The organism is Algibacter pacificus (assembly GCF_008033385.1).
Classification (GTDB): domain Bacteria; phylum Bacteroidota; class Bacteroidia; order Flavobacteriales; family Flavobacteriaceae; genus Algibacter; species Algibacter pacificus.
In genome coordinates, this window is sequence record NZ_VOGY01000002.1 from 68,146 (window position 1) to 90,776 (window position 22,631).

At 32.0% G+C, this 22,631-nt stretch carries 15 protein-coding genes, 1 tRNA gene and 1 CRISPR repeat array (1 of these 17 running past the window's edge); of the genes, 10 read left to right on the plus strand and 6 right to left on the minus strand.

The window, feature by feature from the left end; genetic code table 11:
• A CRISPR array of direct repeats spans positions 1-754; the repeat unit is 46 nt; unit sequence CTTGTGAATCCTCACGTAAAAATACAATTTGAAATCAATTCACAAC (it extends 3,247 nt beyond the left edge of the window).
• A 254-nt stretch (positions 755-1,008) separates the two neighbouring features.
• From FQU21_RS03420 to FQU21_RS03430, 3 genes are all read left to right on the plus strand, one after another.
• Entirely contained in the window at positions 1,009-1,911 is a 903-nt protein-coding gene (locus FQU21_RS03420; RefSeq protein WP_147676634.1) for a peptidylprolyl isomerase, read from the plus strand.
• Between the two features lie 149 nt (positions 1,912-2,060).
• Positions 2,061-3,068, plus strand: coding sequence for a 3-dehydro-L-gulonate 2-dehydrogenase (yiaK, locus tag FQU21_RS03425; protein ID WP_147676635.1), 1,008 nt, complete (start codon positions 2,061-2,063; stop codon positions 3,066-3,068).
• Between the two features lie 312 nt (positions 3,069-3,380).
• On the plus strand, positions 3,381-3,575 hold the full coding sequence (locus FQU21_RS03430) for a hypothetical protein (protein ID WP_147676636.1): 195 nt from the start codon (positions 3,381-3,383) through the stop codon (positions 3,573-3,575).
• Between the two features lie 285 nt (positions 3,576-3,860).
• Here the strand turns inward: FQU21_RS03430 and FQU21_RS03435 are convergent, their stop codons facing one another.
• From FQU21_RS03435 to FQU21_RS03455, 5 genes are all read right to left on the minus strand, one after another.
• Positions 3,861-4,829, minus strand: a complete 969-nt coding sequence (locus tag FQU21_RS03435; RefSeq protein WP_246124747.1) for a dihydrodipicolinate synthase family protein — start codon at positions 4,827-4,829, stop codon at positions 3,861-3,863.
• 405 nt (positions 4,830-5,234) lie between these two features.
• Positions 5,235-5,308, minus strand: a tRNA-Arg gene (locus FQU21_RS03440).
• 501 nt (positions 5,309-5,809) lie between these two features.
• On the minus strand, positions 5,810-6,412 hold the full coding sequence (locus FQU21_RS03445; protein ID WP_147676637.1) for a class I SAM-dependent methyltransferase: 603 nt from the start codon (positions 6,410-6,412) through the stop codon (positions 5,810-5,812).
• A gap of 1 nt (position 6,413) precedes the next feature.
• Entirely contained in the window at positions 6,414-6,659 is a 246-nt protein-coding gene (locus tag FQU21_RS03450) for a hypothetical protein (protein WP_147676638.1), read from the minus strand.
• A gap of 1 nt (position 6,660) precedes the next feature.
• Entirely contained in the window at positions 6,661-7,566 is a 906-nt protein-coding gene (locus FQU21_RS03455) for an NAD(P)/FAD-dependent oxidoreductase (RefSeq protein ID WP_147676933.1), read from the minus strand.
• A 186-nt stretch (positions 7,567-7,752) separates the two neighbouring features.
• Between FQU21_RS03455 and FQU21_RS03460 the strand changes: the two genes are divergently transcribed.
• The gene (locus FQU21_RS03460; protein ID WP_147676639.1) at positions 7,753-8,130 is read left to right on the plus strand and encodes a Fur family transcriptional regulator; all 378 of its coding nucleotides are present in this window, start codon (positions 7,753-7,755) and stop codon (positions 8,128-8,130) included.
• 159 nt (positions 8,131-8,289) lie between these two features.
• Here the strand turns inward: FQU21_RS03460 and FQU21_RS03465 are convergent, their stop codons facing one another.
• Positions 8,290-9,135, minus strand: a complete 846-nt coding sequence (locus FQU21_RS03465; protein ID WP_147676640.1) for an AraC family transcriptional regulator — start codon at positions 9,133-9,135, stop codon at positions 8,290-8,292.
• An 802-nt stretch (positions 9,136-9,937) separates the two neighbouring features.
• Between FQU21_RS03465 and FQU21_RS03470 the strand changes: the two genes are divergently transcribed.
• The 6 genes from FQU21_RS03470 (at position 9,938) to FQU21_RS03495 (ending at position 22,631) form a co-directional block, all read left to right on the plus strand.
• The gene (locus FQU21_RS03470) at positions 9,938-11,692 is read left to right on the plus strand and encodes a DUF885 domain-containing protein (RefSeq protein ID WP_147676641.1); all 1,755 of its coding nucleotides are present in this window, start codon (positions 9,938-9,940) and stop codon (positions 11,690-11,692) included.
• Entirely contained in the window at positions 11,685-12,695 is a 1,011-nt protein-coding gene (locus FQU21_RS03475) for a 4-hydroxyproline epimerase (protein WP_147676642.1), read from the plus strand. Before FQU21_RS03470 ends, FQU21_RS03475 begins: the two co-directional genes overlap by 8 nt.
• An 11-nt stretch (positions 12,696-12,706) precedes the next feature.
• Positions 12,707-14,974, plus strand: coding sequence for a S9 family peptidase (locus FQU21_RS03480; protein WP_147676643.1), 2,268 nt, complete (start codon positions 12,707-12,709; stop codon positions 14,972-14,974).
• Positions 14,967-16,214 (plus strand): NAD(P)/FAD-dependent oxidoreductase, encoded by a 1,248-nt coding sequence (locus FQU21_RS03485; RefSeq protein ID WP_147676644.1) that lies wholly within the window; start codon positions 14,967-14,969, stop codon positions 16,212-16,214. The genes FQU21_RS03480 and FQU21_RS03485 overlap by 8 nt, the downstream gene beginning before the upstream one ends.
• A 218-nt stretch (positions 16,215-16,432) precedes the next feature.
• Positions 16,433-18,670, plus strand: a complete 2,238-nt coding sequence (locus FQU21_RS03490) for a S9 family peptidase (RefSeq protein WP_147676645.1) — start codon at positions 16,433-16,435, stop codon at positions 18,668-18,670.
• Positions 18,671-19,385: 715 nt separating this feature from the next.
• Complete coding sequence (locus FQU21_RS03495) at positions 19,386-22,631, plus strand: SusC/RagA family TonB-linked outer membrane protein (RefSeq protein ID WP_147676646.1); 3,246 nt, start codon at positions 19,386-19,388, stop codon at positions 22,629-22,631.

Genomic DNA, 22,631 nt, shown 5'->3' on the forward strand with positions numbered 1-22,631 from the left:
CGGCTTAGTTTCTTTGCAAATAGGCTTGTGAATCCTCACGTAAAAATACAATTTGAAATCAATTCACAACACAGACAATAAGCATGCTAAAATAGATGATCTTGTGAATCCTCACGTAAAAATACAATTTGAAATCAATTCACAACGAGTAACTGTTCCAATAGTTTGTAATTCTACTTGTGAATCCTCACGTAAAAATACAATTTGAAATCAATTCACAACGGTAACTCAGAAGTAACAAATACAGTATTACTTGTGAATCCTCACGTAAAAATACAATTTGAAATCAATTCACAACCTAACACGTTTACAATTCCTGCAAGTGATACTTGTGAATCCTCACGTAAAAATACAATTTGAAATCAATTCACAACAGATAGTTCAGGGAGGTACTAGTGCTGGCACTTGTGAATCCTCACGTAAAAATACAATTTGAAATCAATTCACAACTGCTGTCTAAGTCAATACTATCATTTACGCCTTGTGAATCCTCACGTAAAAATACAATTTGAAATCAATTCACAACTTACAGATAATCTGAGTCTCACTAATAGGACTTGTGAATCCTCACGTAAAAATACAATTTGAAATCAATTCACAACCCATGGACAAGTATTCACCCATTTTAAAGACTTGTGAATCCTCACGTAAAAATACAATTTGAAATCAATTCACAACTAAAAGAAGCAACATCCCTTGGTATTGATACTTGTGAATCCTCACGTAAAAATACAATTTGAAATATTCTTTTTAACATTATATTTCTTTAAACATAAATGGAATCGATTCATTGGGCGATTAAATAGAAAATTATTAAATAAGTTTTTTAAAATATTTTCATGTCTTAGTGTTCCTGAATATGGGGTTTTCTTTATATTTATCAGGTGTTGAATAACTGACACAATGTTTAAAAATAAAGGTTGTTTTTGTGCTTCATGAAATTGACAAGGCTAGTTATTGACATGTTGATCATAAAAATCGACTAATTATTGAAATAAAAATAGCGTTATGAAAATTGTTAAAAAATTGATTCTTGGGGGTGTTTTTATATTCTTTTTAGGATGTGATTATGAGATTGAAAAAGGTGTCATGAAAAGTGATTTATCAAAAGATGTAGAGCTTATTACAGACTTTGGAACAATTGTTTTTAGATTATCGAATGATACCCCTAAACACCGAAACAATTTTATTAAGTTAGTCAATCAAAAATCTTATGATAATGTGTCCTTTCATCGTGTTATAGAAAATTTTCTTATACAAACAGGAAATATGGATACAAAATATCCCGACCCTAAGCAAGAAAAAGATAGTTCTGAACAAGCTTATACCATAGATGCTGAAGTTAGGCCAAACTTATTTCATATGCGAGGTGCTATAAACGCAGCTCGAATGGGAGATGATTATAACCCTAATCGTTCTTCTAGTGGTACTCAGTTTACAATTATCCAAGGTAAACCATACAACGATAGTACTTTAGCTGTTGCCGAAAAACGTATTAATACTAACTTAGCATACCATAGAATTATTAATAAACCAGAGCACAAAACAGAATTTAATAAACTCTTTAAGTTGTCAAATAAAATGGAGGATATTGCTGTAGCAGAAGATGTTTTGGATAGTGAGGTTAAAAAAATAATGCTAGATTCTATTCAGAGATTAAAAAATAAATTTGACTCTCTGGCTAGGGTTGAACTTATTAAAATGAAGCATTATAGTTTTCCTGAAAAGCATCGTGAAATTTACAAAACATTAGGAGGTGCTGCTCATTTAGATCAAAACTATACCGTTTTTGGAATGGTTGTTAAAGGGATGAACATAGTGGATAGTATTGCTGCTGTAAAAACAAATAAACAAGACAAACCAATTAAGGATATTCGTATAATTTCGGCAAAAATGATTGAAAGAAAATGATATAATTAAAACATCTAAAAAAGAAACTTTAGTACTTAAACCATAATAAAATGTATAAATATACTGGGTATAGATATATAATTTTAAACCCCGTTATAATGCTTGTATTTTACTAAATATAGGATATAAAAAAAAAGACTAAAATAGTTATGCTAATTACAGAAAACAATATGCAAAAGGTGCTCTACAACCTTTTTGTTAAATATAAATTTACTAGCGAGAAGGCACATTTACTAGCTAATGTATTTACAGAAAGTACTTTAGCTGGCATAAGCTCGCACGGCATCAATCGCGTACCTCTTTTTATTGGATATATAGAAAAAGGAATTATTAGAATAGATTCTGAAGCAGAGCAAGTTGCTTCTTTTGGCAGCATAGAACGTTGGGATGGAAATCTAGGTCCGGGTATTGTAAATGCCACTAAATGTACCAACCGGGCTATAGAATTAGCAAAACAACACGGAATGGGTATGGTAGCATTGCGAAACACCAACCACTGGATGCGAGGAGGAACCTATGGACTGCAAGCTGCTAATGCTAATTGTATATCAATTCTTTTTACAAATACTAAACCTAATATGCCGCCTTGGGGTGGAAAAGATAGCCGAATAGGCAACAATCCCTTTGTTGTATCCATACCAAGAAAAAAAGGACACGTTGTATTGGATATGGCAATTTCGCAATTTTCGTTTGGTAAAATTAACGATTATAGATTAAAAGGCGAAAAGTTACCTTACCATGGGGGGTGGGACAACAACAATGAGCTCTCAAATGATCCGGATAAAATTTTATCGAAAGAACGTGGATTGCCCATTGGCTATTGGAAAGGTTCGGCGTTATCTATTGTTTTAGATATGCTCGCTACCTTATTGTCGGCTGGAAATTCTACCGCCAAAATAAGTGCTAACGACTTGGAAACAGGTATTTCACAGGTATATATTTGCATATACCCCGAAGTTTTTACCGATGAAGGATTGCAGCAAAAACTTATAGAAGAAATTATTGATTATACACATAATGTAGAATCTATAAATCCAGGAGATCAGGTATATTACCCAGGCGAAAGAAGTTCACAAACTAGAGCAAAACATTTAAAAGAAGGGGTTGCTGTTAATGAAAGTATTTGGAAAAAAATTATATTACTTTCTGAAAAATAAAACTATTGAATTACATTTAAAACAATACTTTACGTAACTGTGCTATCGCTATTGCGTAAGTATTAACCTTGTTTTCCTTGTCATTATTTAAAATGTATTTTTGAATTGTTGGTCATAATAAATCCGCATTATAGGTTAAAACTTTGGGATGCGGATGGTCTAAATTTATCAGTTAAATGTGTTTCTTTTTCTTTCATTTTGTCTAAATTAACAGAAAGGGGTATCTTATAAAATTAGGCGCTACATCTTTTTTCAATAATGATGTAACAATAATTTAAATGGAACTACAAATTATTAAAACACAAATTAAGAATGAAAAACATAACAAAAAGAAAAGCGTTAACCCTACTATCTGTAGGAATATTTATAATAGCTGCTTCTCAAGTGTTTTCTCATTATTTGCAATTAATCGATTTAACGAAAGGAACATTTACAGGAATTGGTATTGGCCTATTACTTACGGCCTTGGGGTTTGGGAGTTTTAAAAACATTCGTGGGTATAAATAATTTGCAATATAGGAAACTAAAAAAAATTATCACGAAAAAGAAGGTGGTTCGTTTTAGGCCTTAAAAGCCAAATTAGCTTTGTAAATAATTAGCATAAAATATAATTGTAAGCAGTGCTACTCATCTAGCTTAAAATGATAACATCTAATTCCAAGACTTAAAAGTTATTTACAGCAGTCTTTTTTATAAAACAACTCCCGTATTATCTCTCTACGACACAAAATATTGAGTACAAAAAAAGCTCCATTTTTATGGAGCTTCTCTTTTTAATATTTTAAAAGACCATTATACCAAGTCCAGAACTTCAAGTCTTTCTTTTGCAAGAATATATCTTGCATGAACATCATCAATTTGCTGTTGCGTTAATTTCTTACCAAAGGTACGAAGTCCTCCTACGGCATCATTATGATGAATTCCAAAAGCATACTTAAGATATTCGAGAAGCAACGGCTTAGCGTCCAGGTATGAAATGGAATTCATTGCCTGAGAAATTTTATTAGCCTTAGCCCATTCTCCTTTTGTTACGTACTCCTGCATAGTAACACTGGCTTTGGGGAAGATACAACCTACACCTGTAATTCCTCCAGATGCACCTGCAAGTCCTGCGTGTATAGTTACAGTATCTACACCTGCTAACACTTTTAAATCTTTGTTGGCTAACATCATTGTTTCAATTATTGAAACATCTATAGTCGATATTTTAAGAGCCGTTACATTTGGGAGTTTAGCAATTCTTAATAAAAGATCGGTAGAGAGTGCATGATATCCAGCTGCATCAGGATTATTATAAGGCATCATTGTTATTCCAGCACCTCTTGCAGTTGCTTCAGCTAGTTCATAATACGCATACATTTCTTCATCAGAAGGAAGCGCCTTAGTTTTTGGTGGCATTATCATGGCTGTATCTACTCCTACAGTCGCTAGTCCTTCAACAATTTTCACAAGCGCTTCTTTATTTTCTGCCGCAGCTCCACTAATCAATGGAACATTGTATTCTTTAGCAACTTCAGAAAGCGCTTTAAGTAAAGAAAGGCGCTGTTCAGAAGTTAGATAGCTATTCTCACCAAGAGTACCAGAACCCACAAGTCCGCCCATTTGGCTTCCCCCTTTTCCTTTAGCTTTTAAAATACCTGCAGCGTATTTTTGCGTGGCATCAAGATCAATTTCAATAGAGCCGGATTTTGACTCTTTCAGCCAGGTAAACACAGCTGGCATAACGGTATATCTCCAATCTAAATTATTTATTTCCATCATATTTTGTTTTATATAAAATTACGTTAATATGTTTTTTGTAAAATTATTGATACTATAAGAATCATATCGATATAATATTACTACAATATAATATTATACTATCCTTTTTACTGAAAACACATGTCCTATTGAGATATTTATTGTGTATCTATCTTTATTAGTTTAATTTTTCGGGTAAGCGCTTTACCTTTTAAAATTAGATTAATTATAATATAATATTAGACAATAAAAGATAGAATAAGCCACATACGAGGTAAATCTATATACAGAAGGTTTAATATAGATAATTTCCTAGATGTAAAAAAAGACTTTAAGAAGCGTATAAGGAAAAGAAAAAGCACAAAATAATTCGTCCTCTTAAAAACAAAAAACCCTTGAAAATCAAACGATTAACAAGGGTTTAAGTGAGCCCTGAAGGATTCGAACCTTCGACCGCCTCCTTAGAAGGGAGGTGCTCTATCCAGCTGAGCTAAGAGCCCGTAGTTTTTTCTACGAAAACATGTGTAAATGTATAAAAAGTATATAAAATAACACTAGTTATATATTATAGCAACCTTTTAAAATATAAGGTAACTTTATAATCTAAATTTACTATTTAAGAACGTATAAGTAATAGGTTTTACTTTATCGGCTGCAAATATATAACTGTTTTGAGTTTTAAACAACAAAAATCTCTTTTAATTTTAAATAAATTGTCTTTTTTTTATTCTCTGTATATCTTATCCTTTTTTTGAAATTCTCAACACTAATGACAACCTGTTGATTTACAGAATATCAAAACATCTGATATACATTTTTTCGAATTCAATTTTAGCATATCAATTGAGCTTAAGCCTTATCCATCTTGTTTATAAATTATATATACGAGTAAAAATTGCATTTAAATTAATTACCATACCCAATTACCGTGCATTAAGGTTGAAAAAATACCATCTTAATACGCTGCACAAAAATTCAAACATTGTGCTAAAGTCTAATTTTTATTTTTTTTGACATTTAATTAAGTACATAGGCTGGTTTTCATCTACTTCTACAATGTCAAAAAGTCCATATTTTTCAAACTCAATACTAACAGATTCTCGATTGTAGTAAAATATTTTTGCGCCATTATGAGTTTCGTAACGATCTTTACTTATCAACTTGCCTTGTCCATATTGAGGTGCACTTTTGGTTATAGCCGTAAAAACCATAAATCCATTTTTAGTTAATTGATTGTAGCAATCCTGTATTAACTTTCTTCTTGCTTCACGGTTTAGCAAATGGATAAGTGCATAGCAAAAAATTCCGTCATATGTTTTGTTATTAAAAGGCATGTTAGTTACAGAACCGTGAAACAACTTTATTTGGGATTTGTAGTGTTTTCTGGCTAATTCAATGGCTGTTTTAGAAACCTCTATTCCACTTACCGATATTCCATGCTCTATAAATGGTTTTGCATTTCGGCCATATCCAATTCCTGGGATTAGTATATGTTTTATTTTTTTTTGTTTGAATAAATTCAATGTGAGTTCGGCAGATTTTGCAGGGCTCATGCCCCACATTTCTTGCTTGTTACTAAATGCGGTTTCCCAAAATTCTGCCATATTATACACAAACTTTATCTTTTAGCAATTCACATGCGACCCCTTTGTTTTTAAGCTGCTTTGCAATAGCATAGATATCAATTAAATCGCCTTCTATTCTTAAAATAGAATGACCACAAGGGTAAGGCTTGTTAAACCCCTCCAAATCAAAATTAAATTTTAATTTTGGATATTCTATTTCCAAAACTTGTAAAACTTCTATTGATTGAACTTCGAATTTTACGTTAGTTATAAATACTTCTACCATATTAAAAATTTTCTTGGGTTAATTCATTATTTATCATTGCTCCTGTAATATTTCCTGCATATATTGCCTTAGCTATAGACCGCAGCCTAGAACTATTATCACCACAAGCATAAATGCCTTCTACTGTAGTTTTTTGCATAACATTTACTTCAATATGTCCGTTTTCTGTAAATTTACAACCCAATTCAATTGGTATCGTAGAGTTTTGTTCAAATGGAATAGCGCCATAGGCACATTCAAAATTTTCTGTACCACCATCTTTAAAAAGCATTTTTTCCATTTGTCCTTTTTTATGCTTAATTGCCACTATTTCTTTTTCAATAATTTGAATATTATGTTGCTTGAGTTTTTTAAGTTGTTCATCTTTAAAATCCTTTACTCCAGATGTGAGTATGGTTATTCTTTTTGTTAAATTACTTACCAAAGATGCTAGATGAAACGCGCTTTCTCCATTGGCTATAATGGCCGTTTTTTTGTTTCTTAATTCGTAACCATGACAGTATGGGCAGTGTACAACAGATATTCCCCAACATACTGAAAAACCTTTTATATTTGGCATTACATCTTTAACTCCAGATGCAAAGACCAATTTTTTTGCTAAAAAAACACGACCTGTTGAAGTTGAAATTTCAAACCCGTTTTTACTTCTCTTTCCTTTAACAGCAAGACCATTATAGAATTTAACACTATTATATTTAGCTATTTCACTTTTGGATTTTTCCGCTATTTCTCGAGGCGTGCTTCCATCTTGCGTAAGATAATTATGCGACTGTGGTGTTTGACGATTACAAGGTTTACCTGCGTCTAAAACCAATGTTTTTCTAAGTGACCGTCCTAAAGCCATTGCAGCCGAAAGTCCTGCATAGCTACCTCCTATTATAATTACTTCAAATTCTTTTGTATCCATTTTGTTTTTGTATCGGGGAAATAGCGATGATAATATTGGAAGCATAAACCCTAAAGCAGATATTCCAAATGGTTTAATTATTTCTTTTCGAGTTATCTCCATATTATTATTGCGATACTATCGCAATAATAATATTGTCAAAAATACAGTTTTTTTGTATTATTGCAACTAATTCGCATTAAAAAAATGAATAGAAGAAATACCCCAACAAAAGAAGCCATATTAGCCGTACTTTCAAATTCAAAAAAAGCATTAAGTCAAGATGCTGTAGAAAAGCAACTGAATATTAAAATAAATAGGGCTACTATTTATCGTGTTTTAAATAGATTTTGCGAAGACAAGTTAACTCATAAAATTGTTGGCGAAGATGGAAAACAATATTTTGCCATATGTAAACCCTGTAACAAATTATCGGAAACTATAACACATCATTTTCATTTTAGATGCTTATCCTGCGATACTATCGAATGTTTGCAAGTGCCGGTGGTATATGCCGTTCCAAATGGCTACGAGGTTAAAAATGCCAATTGTGTGCTAACTGGAATTTGTAAAAATTGTAAATAGTATTTTATCTTAATAGTTTATCTGTATGCTTCCCTTTTTAGAGTATTTTAGAATTTAGATAAATAGTTTTAATCTGGATGTTTTTTTAATGAAGACGTTAACTTTTTTATCCATATGTTATTTTATTTCAACAACTAATTAAGTGCCAATTAGGACGGTTTAATATTTTACTCTTCTAAATTCAGAAGGGCTCATTTTTTTAATTGTTTTAAATTGTCGATTGAAATTAGACATATTATTAAATCCTACTTTTTCAGCAATTTCTGTAATGGAAGTGTCTTTGTCTTCAAGCAGGTGTTTACAAGAATTTTCAATTCGTAATTCATTTAAAAATTGAAAGTATGTTTTATTGGTTCTTTTCTTAAAATACTTGCAGAATGCATTTTTTGTCATATTTGCAACTTCTGCAATGGTTTTCAAGGAGACCTCTTTTGAATAATTATTTATGGTGTATTCAAATATATTGCGCATTCTATTTCCTTCATTATCTGTGTACTTTTTATTAGAAATAAAGGAAGATAAGCCTTTGTGAGTAGATATTGCACATAATTTTAAAACCTCAAGTAGTATCAAAAATCTATCTAGCTTATCGGCATGTTCTAACCGAAAAAAACAATCTTTAATGGGGTTTAAATTGGATGTAACTTTAAAACCGTGTTTAGCCGATTTAAAAAAGGGGTCTAGTTTTTTTAGTTCTTCTAATTCAAAAAAATCTTTACCAAAAGAAGATTTTGTGAAAAATAAAGTAATCATTTTCGAACTATCAGAACGTGTTGTATCACTCTTAAAAAGATGTGGTATATTACTTCCTATAACTACAACATCATTCTTAGTGTAATAGTTTATAGAATCTCCAACAATTAATGCGCCCTCGCCTTCAACAATTAAACTAACTTGTATTTCTTCATGTTGATGTAGTTTGTCATAAAAAGCAACCTCTAAATCAACTTGATAGATTAAAGCATCTTGATTTGGTTTTGGTATTTTAAAAGGTAAAGCTCTCATAGTTTTTAATTATTCTCGTTAAATATACTTAAATAATACCCGATTGCAACACTTAAAACCTTAATATGGATAATATAGTATTGTATGTGGATAATTAGTCATTAATTTTTAGGATATGTTTTAGAGTAATTTTATACCATGAATAGCGTATAACACTGTAAGTGTGCATTGGGAGCGCTAGGTGCTAGTAGTAACAACACTGTTTACAGTACACAATGCGATTGGATTTAGATTTATTTAAATTAAACATTCAAGCTCAATTAGGTGCTGCTGTTCGAGGTATTCTATATGCGAAACTTTAAGAATTTAGTACGCTAAGTGAAGAAGAAGGACGTATTTTAACTAGAGAAATGGTTGCCTTTAATATACCTAATCTAAAGTATAGAGTATTTGTTTACTTATCGCTTAAAAATAAATTTTGGACAATGATTAATTTCGTTTTAGTCAACGTCCAAAATTTTATAAATATAAAACATCAGAAAAAAATGATAACAGGTAAAAATTACATTGGTAATACATTAAAAGCCACAGGAAGTAAACATGTAAAACAATTAACCTAAAGCTTAATACGGAAAATCCAATGCCATTTTATGAAGCCACTGATGATGAAATTGAGCAATTGGTATGGACGGCATTTAAAGGCAACACGGTGAACCATGCCAAGCATTATCGATTCTAGATTTACAGCTGTAGGAACAAATGCTACAAAACGTTGAGGCCGTCCTGTGAGTTACCAATGTTTCGCAATGAACGGTTACTGGAAGCCCTAAAACGATAAATTGTTTAAACAAAAGAAAAGAGTATGAATAAAACACTAAATTTTATAATTCCTGCAAATTATGTAGTGTGCGCAATTTTTATTTGTCTTTTTTTCAATTGCGATATTAAAAAAAATAATGACGACTCTAAAAATCTTCAGAACATTATTGAGAATTACCAGGCCCATACTGGGTACTCTGTTTCAGAATACCCTTTAGGTCTTTTTAATAAAGCATATTACAAAAACGAAGCTGAATTTGCACAAACTAAGTTGGATGAACTTTCTAAAATAGATGCATCAGGTTTAAGTGAAACAGCACTAATTTCGCTAAAACTTTTAAAGTTTGTACTTCAAGATAAAATTGATTTTTACAAGTTTGATTGTTATTTAAATCCTTTGCTTTCAGATTCTGGTTTTCATACTAGTTTAACCTATATGGTAAAACCACTTAACAATTATAAACAAGTAAAACTTTACCTAACAAAACTTAAAGCCATTCCTTATTTTGTCGATCAACATTTTGCCAATTTACGAGAAGGCTTAGAAAAAGGCGTATCACAATCTAGAGTTATTTTTAATGGTTATGAATCTTCTTATAACGATCATATTGTAGAAAATTACCAAGACAGTTTCTACTATGTACCGTTTAAAAATTTACCAAAAAATTTAACAAAAACCCAAAAAGATTCGGTTTTAACCGCGGCTAAAGATGCTATTAAAAATGTGGTTACGCCACAATTTAAAAGAATAAAATATTTTTTCGATACAGAATATCTTCCCAAAACAAGAACCAGTATAGGCGCTTTAAACTTACCTAACGGAAATGATTTCTATCAAAATAGAATTAATTTTTATACAACAAGCACAGCATATACAGCAGATGATATTCATCAAATAGGATTAAGTGAAGTGTCTCGAATAAAATCTGAAATGCAAAACATCATTAAAGATTTAAATTTTGAAGGAAGCTTTTCCGATTTTTTACAGTTTTTAAGAAACGATGAACAGTTTTATGTGAAAACTCCGAAAGCGTTGTTAACTATAGCACGAGATATAGCAAAACGAGCCGATGCTCAACTACCAAAATTTTTTAAAACCTTACCAAGAAAGCCTTATGGTGTTGCTCCAGTGCCAGATGCTATTGCCCCAAAATATACGGGAGGGCGTTACATTGGTACTTCAAAAGAGAGTACAGAGCCAGGTTATTATTGGGTTAACACTTATGATTTGGCAAGTAGGCCTTTATATACTCTACCTTCCTTAACAGTTCACGAAGCTGTTCCAGGGCATCATTTACAAGGAAGTTTAAATAATGAGTTGGGTGATAGTATTCCAACTTTTAGAAAAACACTATACCTGTCTGCATACGGTGAAGGTTGGGGGTTATATTCTGAATTTTTAGCTGATGAAATGGGAATGTATACAACGCCCTATGAACAATTTGGAAAATTAACTTACGAAATGTGGCGTGCTTGCCGTTTGGTAGTCGATACAGGAATACATGCTAAAGGATGGACTAGAGAACAAGCTGTAAATTATTTGCTATTAAATACAGCGCTATCAATACGCGAGGTAAATACTGAAACCGACCGTTATATTTCATGGCCTGGGCAAGCGTTATCTTATAAAATAGGAGAGTTGAAAATTAGAGAACTTCGTAATAAAGCAGAAAAAGAATTAGAACAAAAGTTTGATATAAGAACATTTCATGAAATTATTTTAGAACATGGAACAGTTACTTTATCAATTTTAGAAGATAGAATTAATAATTATATAGCACGTGTAAAGAATGAGTAGAAACACCTTTATTTGTATAGATGCGCATACCTGCGGAAATCCAGTTAGAGTTATAAAAGATGGCGGACCAGAGTTAATAGGGAAAACCATGAGCGAAAAGCGTCAGCACTTTTTAAAAGAATACGATTGGATTCGTAAAGGTTTAATGTTTGAACCTCGCGGACACGACATGATGAGTGGCAGCATTTTATATCCCCCACATAACCCAGACAATGATTTTTCTATATTGTTTATTGAAACCTCTGGTTGTTTACCCATGTGTGGTCATGGAACCATAGGTACAATAACTATAGCTATAGAAGAGGGTTTAATAACCCCAAAGATTCCAGGGAAAATTAAAATGGAAGCGCCAGCGGGCTTGGTAGAAATAGAATATCAACAAACAGGAAATAAGGTCGATTGGGTGCGTTTAACTAATGTAAAAAGTTACCTAGCAGCAGAAGGTTTAACCATTGATTGTCCCGAGTTAGGAGAACTAAGCTTTGATGTGTCATATGGTGGAAATTATTATGCTATTGTAGACCCTCAAAAAAACTTTACTGGTGTTCATGATTTTTCTGCTGGAAAAATTATACAATATTCTCAAATACTTCGTAAAAGAATCAATGATAAATATCCAAATATGTTTATTCATCCAGAAAATGATACAATAAGAGATGTTTCTCACATGCTTTGGACAGGAAAGCCGATTGATCCAACATCAACAGCTAGAAACGCTGTGTTTTATGGAGATAAGGCTATTGATAGAAGTCCTTGTGGAACAGGTACATCTGCCGTTATTGCGCAGCGTCATGCTAAAGGAACACTTAAAATAGGAGACGATTTTATACACGAGAGTTTTATAGGAAGTAAATTTATTGGTCGTATTGTAGAAGAAACAACAATAAATGGAAAACCCGCTATTGTACCTAGTATTCAAGGGTGGGCAAAAATATACGGTTATAACACTATAGTTATAGACGAGCAAGACGATCCTTATGCACACGGTTTTCAAGTTATTTAAAAAGTATATATATGATTTATTTAAGGTATTTAATATTTAGTTTTAGTTTAATTTATTTTTCTAGTTATTCTCAAAATATCACCATAGAAGATTATAATAGAGCGGTTAGTTATACTTCTAGTAATAGGTATAATAAAACGGTTTTTAATCTAAACACCCCAGTAAATTGGTTTGAAAATAATAAAGGGCTTTGGTTTATTGATTATTCAAAAGAAGGGAAAACTTACCAGATAATTAACTTCAAAGATTATAAAGTTACCACACTATTTAATCATAAAAAGTTAGCAGAGGCTTTATCAAAATTGTTAAAAAAAGACGTTGCTTTTAATAATCTTTCACTTTCAAATATAGAATTTGAATCTGAAAACAGGTTGTCTTTTAAAACTTTAGGAAACACATATATTTTTAATTTGATTTCATACGAACTTCAACTCAAGGATAAAGTTACGCAAGAAGCTAAAAACCAATTTGAAAGCCAATCGCCAAATGGTAAATGGATAGCCTATTCAAAAAACTACAATCTTTTTATAAAATCTACAGAAACAAATGAAGAACATCAATTAAGTTTTGATGGTAAAAAGCATTATGAATACGCAAGTTATTATGGGTGGTTTGACAAAATGGAAGGTGAAAATGGCGAACGACCAAAGCATTTTTCGGTAAATTGGTCTAAGGATTCTAAGTATGTAACGGCAAATATTATCGACTCTCAAAATGCAGAAAAAATGTATTTACTAGATTGGAGCAAAGATTCATTATACAAGCCTAAATTATTATCTTATTTTAGAGGCTCCCCAGGCGATACAACTATGGTGCGCGTAAAGCCTGTTTTTTATAATATTGAAACCAAGCAAGAAATAAAAACAAAACTACCAATAACTACTCATATTAATACGGTTTCAATAAGGTGGTCTAAAAAATCAGGACTATGTTATGCTAATTATAAAACCCGTGGTTTTAAAAACGAATTTATAAAAGAGATTAATTTAACCACCAATACAGAGCGAACTTTAGTACACGAAACCAGTAGTACAAGTATAGATAATTTTGAATATTCTATATTAGAAGACAAAGGCAAAATAATTTTCCTTTCTGAAAGAAGTGGATGGAGACAATTATATAGCTTAGATTTAAAAACCAATAAAACTAAGCCTTTAACTAACGGAAATTACCACATAAATAGTATCAGTTATCTCGATAAAGATAATGGGGTTATTTATTTTTTAGCATCCGGTAAATTTCCAGATGTAAACCCATATCATCAACAATTGTATAAAGTAACTTTTAAAGGCAAAGTAACATTACTAACCCCGGAAAAAGAGCATCATCAAGTAGCGTTTTCAAAAGATGGTAAATACTTTATCGATAATTATTCTACAGTTAAGATACCAACAAAAACGGTTTTAAGAGATTCAAAAAACGGAAAAATTTTAAGTAAATTAACACAAGCAGATGTTTCTCAAGTTGTATCAAAAGGATGGAAAGCGCCAGAAGTTTTTCAACTTACCGCTAAAGATGATAAAACTACTATTTATGGAGCCATTTGGAAACCATCAAATTTTGATGCTTCCAAATCTTATCCTATTATAGATGCTACTTACACCGGGCCCCATACCCAAAGGTTTCCAAAATCTTTTGATGTGGCATTTTACAATCAATCATTATCAGAACTTGGTTTTATTGTTATGCAAGTTGATGGATTAGGCACGTCGGGGCGTTCCAAAGCATTTCGAGAGCATTCATATAAAAATATGGGGGCAAACTTAGAAGACCATGTTTTAGCTATTAAGTATTTGGGGAAAAAGTTTAGTTGGATAGATACCGATAAGGTTGGGATTTTTGGACATTCGGCAGGCGGGTATGATACAGGACGCGCTATGGTTGCATTTCCAGATTTTTATAAAGTTGGGGTTGCCAGTTCTGGAGATCATGATTTTAGAATGGAAAAAGTATGGTGGCCAGAAATGTATATGGGGTGGCCCGTAGATAAAAGTTATCAAGAAGCTTCTAATATTACAAATGCCAAAAATTTAAAAGGAAAGTTATTGTTAGTTCATGGTGGTTTAGACGATAATGTAAACCCATCTGCCACCTTCAAATTTGCAGAAGCTTTAGTTAAAGCCGACAAAGAGTTTGATTTATTGATACTTCCTAGTCAACGTCACGGTTATACAGGCAAGCATCGTAATTATTTTATAAAAAAGCGATGGAATTATTTTGTTGAACATCTATTAGGGGCAAAACCTATATGGAATTTTAATTTCAATACTTATGAGTAAGCATACAATAGTTATAGGAGGAGGGATAATAGGATTATGCTCGGCATACTACCTTCATCAGGAGGGATATCAAGTTACTGTTATAGATAAATCTAACTTTTCAAGCGGGGCATCATATGTAAATGCAGGCTATATAACACCAAGTCATTTTATACCTTTGGCCGCTCCAGGAATGATTTCTAAAGGACTTAAATGGATGTTTAACCCAGCAAGCCCATTATATATAAAACCAAGATTCGATATTGACTTTATAAAATGGTCTTTAGCATTTAAAAAATCTGCAACAGCAGCAAAAGTTGAAAAAGCCATAAAGCCAATAAAAGATATAAACATATTAAGCAGAGAATTGTATAAGGATATAAACAATTCGGAAGACTTTAATTTTCATTTTGAAAAAAAAGGACTTTTAATGTGTTATAAGACCGATAAGGTAGGTGAAGAAGAATGGCAGGTGGGACAACGTGGTATAAAAGCGGGTTTAAACGTTGAAAACTTATCGCTAAAAGAAGTTGAAAAAATAGAGCCTAAGGCAAATTTAAATATTAAAGGAGCCATTTATTACCATTCTGATGCGCATATGACGCCTCAAGATTTTATGCAACAAATGCTTTTCTATTTAAAATCAAAGGGGGTAGCCATTTATTCAAATGAAGCCGTTTTGGACCTTTGTATAGCTAAAGATAAAATATCAAAAGTAATTACCGATAAGCAAGAATTAATTTGCGACGAGGTAGTTTTAGCCGCAGGAAGTTGGAGTCCGTTACTTACTAAAAAATTAGGGCTAAAAATACCAATACAAGCCGGTAAAGGGTATAGAATAAATGTAGAGCGCAAAACCAACATAACCATACCTGCAATTTTATGCGAATCTAAAGTAGCCGTAACACCAATGCAAGGGTTTACACGTTTTGCAGGTACTATGGAAATAGCAGGCATTAATCATGACATTAACCCTGTAAGAGTTAATGCCATTGCAAACGCCGCAAAATTATATTACAATAATCTTGAAATTAATACTGAAGAGAAATTAAAAGCAGATTGTGGTTTACGCCCATGTTCTCCAGATGGTATGCCGTATATAGGTAAATCGTCAAAATGTGCTAATTTAACTATAGCATCAGGACATGCTATGATGGGTTGGAGTTTAGGCCCTGCAACCGGAAAACTAGTTTCTGAAATTATTACAGGTAAAAAAACCAGTTTAGAGTTAGCTCCTTTTCATCCAGATCGCAGGTTTTAGTGTAAATAAAAAGAATAGATACCTAGATTTGATAAAAAATAATAATGAAGCCTTGAATTATAAGCTTCTTATAAAAGAGGAAAACCTATACAGGGGGTAGGTTATATTATCTAAAAGAAGTCGTGAACTATAACCTAAGTATTGTTTTTTTACATGGGGTATATACAAAAATATAAAGGTTACACTTTTTAAATTTAAATTAATACAAATAGATACAAATGAAAAAACGTTTTGTTATTGCATTACTTATGGTTGTTTTTGCTGTATATAACTCTGATAGTCAGGTTAAAAAGCAGTTGTTGTTGTTGTCAGATATTTACAACAATAAAGTTTACAGTAAAAAGGGGATTGGTACCGTTAGATGGATGAAGGATAATAATAGCTATTCTACCTTAGAAAAAAATAAAGACTTTGGCGGGAAGGATATTGTTAAATATAGTGCAAAGTCAGGTCAAAGAACAGTAATGGTTTCTGCATCACAATTACTACCTAGTAACATGAATAAACCACTAGAGGTTTCAGATTATCAGTGGTCAAACGATGATACAAAGTTGTTAATTTTTACGAATACTAAAAAAGTATGGAGGTATCATACGCGAGGCGATTATTGGGTACTTAACTTAAAAACGAATAAATTAAAGCAATTAGGAAAATCTTTACAAGAATCGACACTAATGTTTGCCAAATTTTCTCCTGATGGTTCCAAAGTAGGTTTCGTTAGTGAGTTGAATATTTTTGTTGAAGATTTGGAAACAAACAAACTGAAACAATTAACAAAAGATGGGGGCGGACATATAATTAATGGTACTTTTGATTGGGTATACGAGGAAGAGCTGTCTTGTAGAGATGGGTTTAGATGGAGTCCTGATGGTGAAAACATTGCTTATTGGCATTCTAATACCAAGGAAGTTGGTACTTTCTATATGATTAATAATATAGATTCTATATACTCAAAACCTATTCCAATGCCTTACCCAAAAGTAGGAACCGCACTTTCTTCGGTAAAAATTGGGGTGATATCTGTAAATAAAGGAGCGACCAGATGGTTTGACATTCCTGGCGATCCTAAAAACAACTATTTGGCGCGAATGGATTTTATTCCTAACTCAAATGAGGTTATGATTCAACAGTTAAATAGACAACAAAACACAAACAAAGTTTGGATAGGTGATATACACACCATGACTATTAAAAACATTCTTACAGAAAAAGATGATGCGTTTTTAAATATTCATGATAATATTCGTTGGTTAGATAAACAAAAATATTTCACATGGTCTAGCGAGCGCAATGGCTGGTTACATTTATATAAAGTATCGCGTGATGGTAAAGATATACAACCTATTACTAAAGGCGAATTTGATGTTATTAATATTAATAATATAGATGTTAAAGGCGGGTATGTATATTATATAGCTTCACCAGATAACTTTACTCAACGCTATCTTTACAGAAGCAGAATTGATGGAAAAGGAAAGGCAGAAAGAATGACACCACAGGCGTTTTCTGGTCAAAGTTCATATCAAATATCTAAGAATGCAAAATGGGGAATTCAAGTTTTTCAAAATTCAATAACTCCTCCTAAATATTATTTAATAAGCCTTCCAAATCATAAAGAAGTAAGAATGTTAGAAGGTAATGATGAATTAAAAAATAAATACGATTCCTTAGGGCTTAATCCAAAAGTTTTTTTTAAAGTTGATATAGGTGATGCCGTTTTAGATGCATGGATGATTAAACCCGTTGATTTTGATCCTAATAAAAAATACCCATTAATATTTTACGTTTATGGAGAACCTGCTGCAGCTAAAGTTCAAGACAACTGGGGACGCGAAAATTTATGGCATCAATATTTAGCCCAACAAGGGTATATTGTAGCTTGTGTTGATAATAGAGGAACTAAAACGCCTAGAGGTAGAAATTGGCGAAAATCAATATATGGAAAGATTGGTATTCTGGCCTCCGAAGATCAAAGTAAAGCAGCAACTAAAATATTGAAAACCTATAAATTTATTGACTCTGATAGTGTTGGTATTTGGGGTTGGAGTGGCGGAGGCTCTATGACCTTAAATATGATGTTTAGGTATCCTGAAATATACAAATCGGGGATTGCAGTCGCTTTTGTGTCAGACCAAAGATTATACGACGCAACTTATCAAGAACGGTATATGGATCTTTTAGAGAACAATGCAGAAGGATATTATAATGGGTCTCCTATTAATTTTTCGCAAAACTTAGAAGGTAACCTAATGTTAATTCATGGAACGGGAGATGATAATGTACACTACCAAAGTTTTGAAATGTTAGTAGACAAACTTATAAAGGAAAATAAAACTTTTGATATGATGTCCTATCCTATGAGGTCTCATTCCATTAGAGAAAGAGCTAATACCTCTTACCATTTACGAAAAACGATGGAAAATTTTTGGAAAGAACATCTTCCTACAACAAACTAATAAGGATATGTCTATATTAAATAGTTTGGAAAATAAATAGGCTTAACATAACCTTATAATCTAAGAGGTAGTAATATTAAATTGCTACCTCTTTTTTGTATAACATGTTTTTAGCTTGTGTTCCTGTTAAAAGCAAACATATTCCTATCTAGTTATATGTTTTTTTAGTTTAAAAAAATCAGGTTTATGTGGTTCAACATAGAGTATGATTTTTGTATTAAAGTAGGCTTAGCAGTTGCTTTCAAACTCTTTAAAACCTTCGTGAGTTATTATGTAAATTATAGGTTGTTTTTTAATGAAAAATTAACATAAAAAAGCAAAAATAGTTAAAGAAAATATTAAAAATGGAACCGCTTTTTTAATTAAAAAAAAACACAAAAAGTCAAGGGGCGTAAAATATCCATAAAAATACAATAGTTTTCAGGTTAATAGGATAATATAATACAGGATATGATTAATTAATCATTAACTTTTAAATACAAATCCTATTAATTTTATCTTATTCAAATTTAAATAATTGTTAATAAAAGTGAGTGTTTTTATATTAATTCCCTTTTGGTTGGTGAAATTGTTGAAAAAAACACATTAAAAAAGGCGCTCTTGTAAATATACTATATAAGTATAAACTTAAGACTTCATAATTTACTATGCTAAAATTAAAAATATGAGGCAATAATTTTTAAAAATAAATTCTTAAAATAAAAACTAAAACTTTATGAAATTAAAAACGATCCAACTATCAACATTAAATCACATAAGTAAGATTAAATATCTTATTTATTTATGTGTTCTTATTACTCCTATATGGGGGTATAGTTTTTCCTCTAAAAGCATCAATATTGAAGCAAAGTCCTTAAATAGTCAAGACATTGTTATTACAGGTAAAGTTACAGATGTTAATGGCCAGCCAATTCCTGGTGTAAATATTATAGAAAAAAACACATCCAATGGCGTTTATACAGATTTTGACGGTAATTACAGTATATCTGTAAATAAAGAAGGGATTTTAGTTTTTTCGTTTATAGGGTTTGAATCTCAGGAAATAGCATTTACAGATTCAAATAGAATCGATGTTGTATTAGTGGAAGATTCGCAACAATTGGATCAGGTTATTGTAACTGCACTTGGAGAGAAAAGATCGGTAAAATCGCTAGGTTATGCGGCTACTAATATTAAAGGCGAAAGTATTACGGAAACAGCACAGAATAATGTAATAAATTCATTGATAGGTAAAGTTGCAGGTTTAGATATAAGCAATACAAGTGGCGGTGTAGGCTCATCTTCACGAATTATTTTAAGAGGGGTAAAAACGATAGGAGGCGATAGTGATCAGCCTTTATTTGTCGTAGATGGCGTACCTGTAAGCAACAGTATAAGGTCTAACGGTCGTGTTGATTATGGAAATGGAATTAGCGACATTAACCCAGATGATATTGCAGAAATAACCGTACTAAAATCTGCAGCAGCAGCAGCTCTATATGGATCGTCTGGTGCAAATGGAGTTATTGTTATAACCACTAAAAATGGAGGAAATGGTAAAAATTTGGGGGTTCAAGTTAATAGTAGTATTGCTTTAAGTACCCCGTTGCGGTTAATTGATTATCAAAATGAATACGGAACAGGAACTGTTGGAAATGAATATAACTATTTTGATGGCGTTAATAACTCAGCTGGATGGGGAAACGCATTTGGAGTTCAACCTACTGCATTACAATGGAATAGCCCTGTAGATGAGAATGGCGATTTAGTTCCGTTAGACTATAAAGCATACCCGGATAATGGAAGAGATTTTTATGATACAGGGGTTACACGAGATAATAGTATTTCTATTGGCAAAAGTGAAAAAGATAAATATAATTTCAAATTGTCGTTAAGAAATATAGATGAAAAAGGTATGATACCAACCACAAGGCTTAAAAGAAATTTTATAACCTTTAACGCGGGTGCGTATATTACTAAGAAATTTAAAGTAAATGCCAGTTTAAACTATTCTAATATTGATAGCCCTAATAGAGCTACAACTCAAAATTTTTCGGATAACCCAATAAAAATGGCTCTTATAATACCACGCCATGTTGATGTAAATGCGCTTAGAAATTATAAAGAACTTTTAGCTAATGGGGTGCCTTTACCTTTTGAGATTACCGGAGATAATCCTGAGGTTATTGCTCCAGGCTGGGATGCTATTAGTGGCGACTTTTTTCCTAATCCTTTTTTTACTTTGGATAATAACAAAAACATATATAGTAATGATAGAATGTTTTCAGTACTTAATTTAACCTATAATATTACAGATTGGTTGAGTATTGATTCTAGAGTAAGCAAAGAATTTATAGGCGAAAAGAAAGAGAAAAAAACAAACGAAGGGGTGCGTCTTTGGAATGGATCCCAATATAGTTATAAAGGTTCTTATTTTAGAGATCAATATACAAGAAACAATACATTTGCTAATGTACTTTTAAAAGGGCATAATAAAATTGGTAGTTTTGGTATTGGAGGACTTATAGGGGTTGAAACTAAAGAGTTTATTTTAGACGGATCAAATCAACGGGCCGATGAGTTAGAACTTCCTAATCTTTTTCATATCAACAATGCTGTTGGAGAACCTCGACTAAATCAATATCATAATCATACCAAAACAAATAGTGCTTTTGGGCAATTAGACATAGATTATAAAAAACAAATTTATCTTACTTTAACGGGTAGAAATGACTGGAATAGTACACTACCAAAATCTAATAGATCGTTCTTTTACCCTTCAGCTTCTCTAAGTTTAATAGTAAGCGATATGGTTAAACTGCCTACTGCTTTTTCATATTTTAAGTTAAGAGGTAATGTTGGACGTGTGGGTATCGGTACTGGCGCATATCAAGTAGAGCAATCTCTGTTGGCGCTTAAAAGATTAACAGGTGTATTTGAAGCCTCTGTTGCAAACGGAATTAATAATCCAACTTTAAAACCTACAAGAACAACAACTTACGAAATTGGGGCAGACATAAGATTATTTCAAAGTAGGTTAAATTTTGATATTGCGGCCTATATAGGTAAATCTGAAGATCAAATTCAAAGAGTGCAATTACCAGCATCATCAGGGTACTCTTCAAGAATTATAAACGCTGGAGATATTGAAAATAAAGGAATAGAAATCGCTATTAACACAACAAATATTGAAGGTAAAGATTTTAGTTGGGAGTCCTCAATTACATATTCTAAGAATATTAATAAAGTTTTATCCTTAGCCCCAGGTTTAGACGAGCTATTAATTGCTAGTAGATATTCGCAAATTAGAAGTGTTGCTAGAGCGGGAGAACCTTATGGCCAGTTAATGGGTTATGGATATAAAAGAGATTTAGAAGGTAATATTGTTCATAGCAATGGATATGCCGTAAAAACAGATGAACAAATAGTTTTAGGAAATGTTACACCAGACTGGTTAGGCGGTTTTTCTAATACGTTTAAATATAAAGGTTTAACCCTTACAGCTCAAATTAATGCTAGAATTGGTGGAGATATGTTTTCATTAACTAACCAATGGGCAGCAAGACGCGGATTAAGTAAAAGTACATTAAGCCCTAATAGAAGTGGCTCTATAGTTGCAGATGGCGTTATAGATCAAGGAAATGGCGTTTATGTAGCCAATAATGTTTCTGTACCATACCAAAATTATATTGAAAACCTTAATAGCTACGGTTTTCATGAGCCCGTAATATACGACGCTTCTTATGTAAAATTAAGATCGCTTCAACTGTATTACACCTTACCTAAAAAGATTGTTAATCAATTACCTTTTCAAAGTATTAGGTTTGGTGTTATAGGAAGTAATTTAGCAATTTTATATAGTAAAGCACCTAATTTTGATCCAGAAGGCGCTAGTTCAGCAAGAAATTCAGATCTTGGATTTGACGAATTCAATATGCCAACAGCTAAGACCTATACCTTTAAAGTGTCACTTAATTTTTAA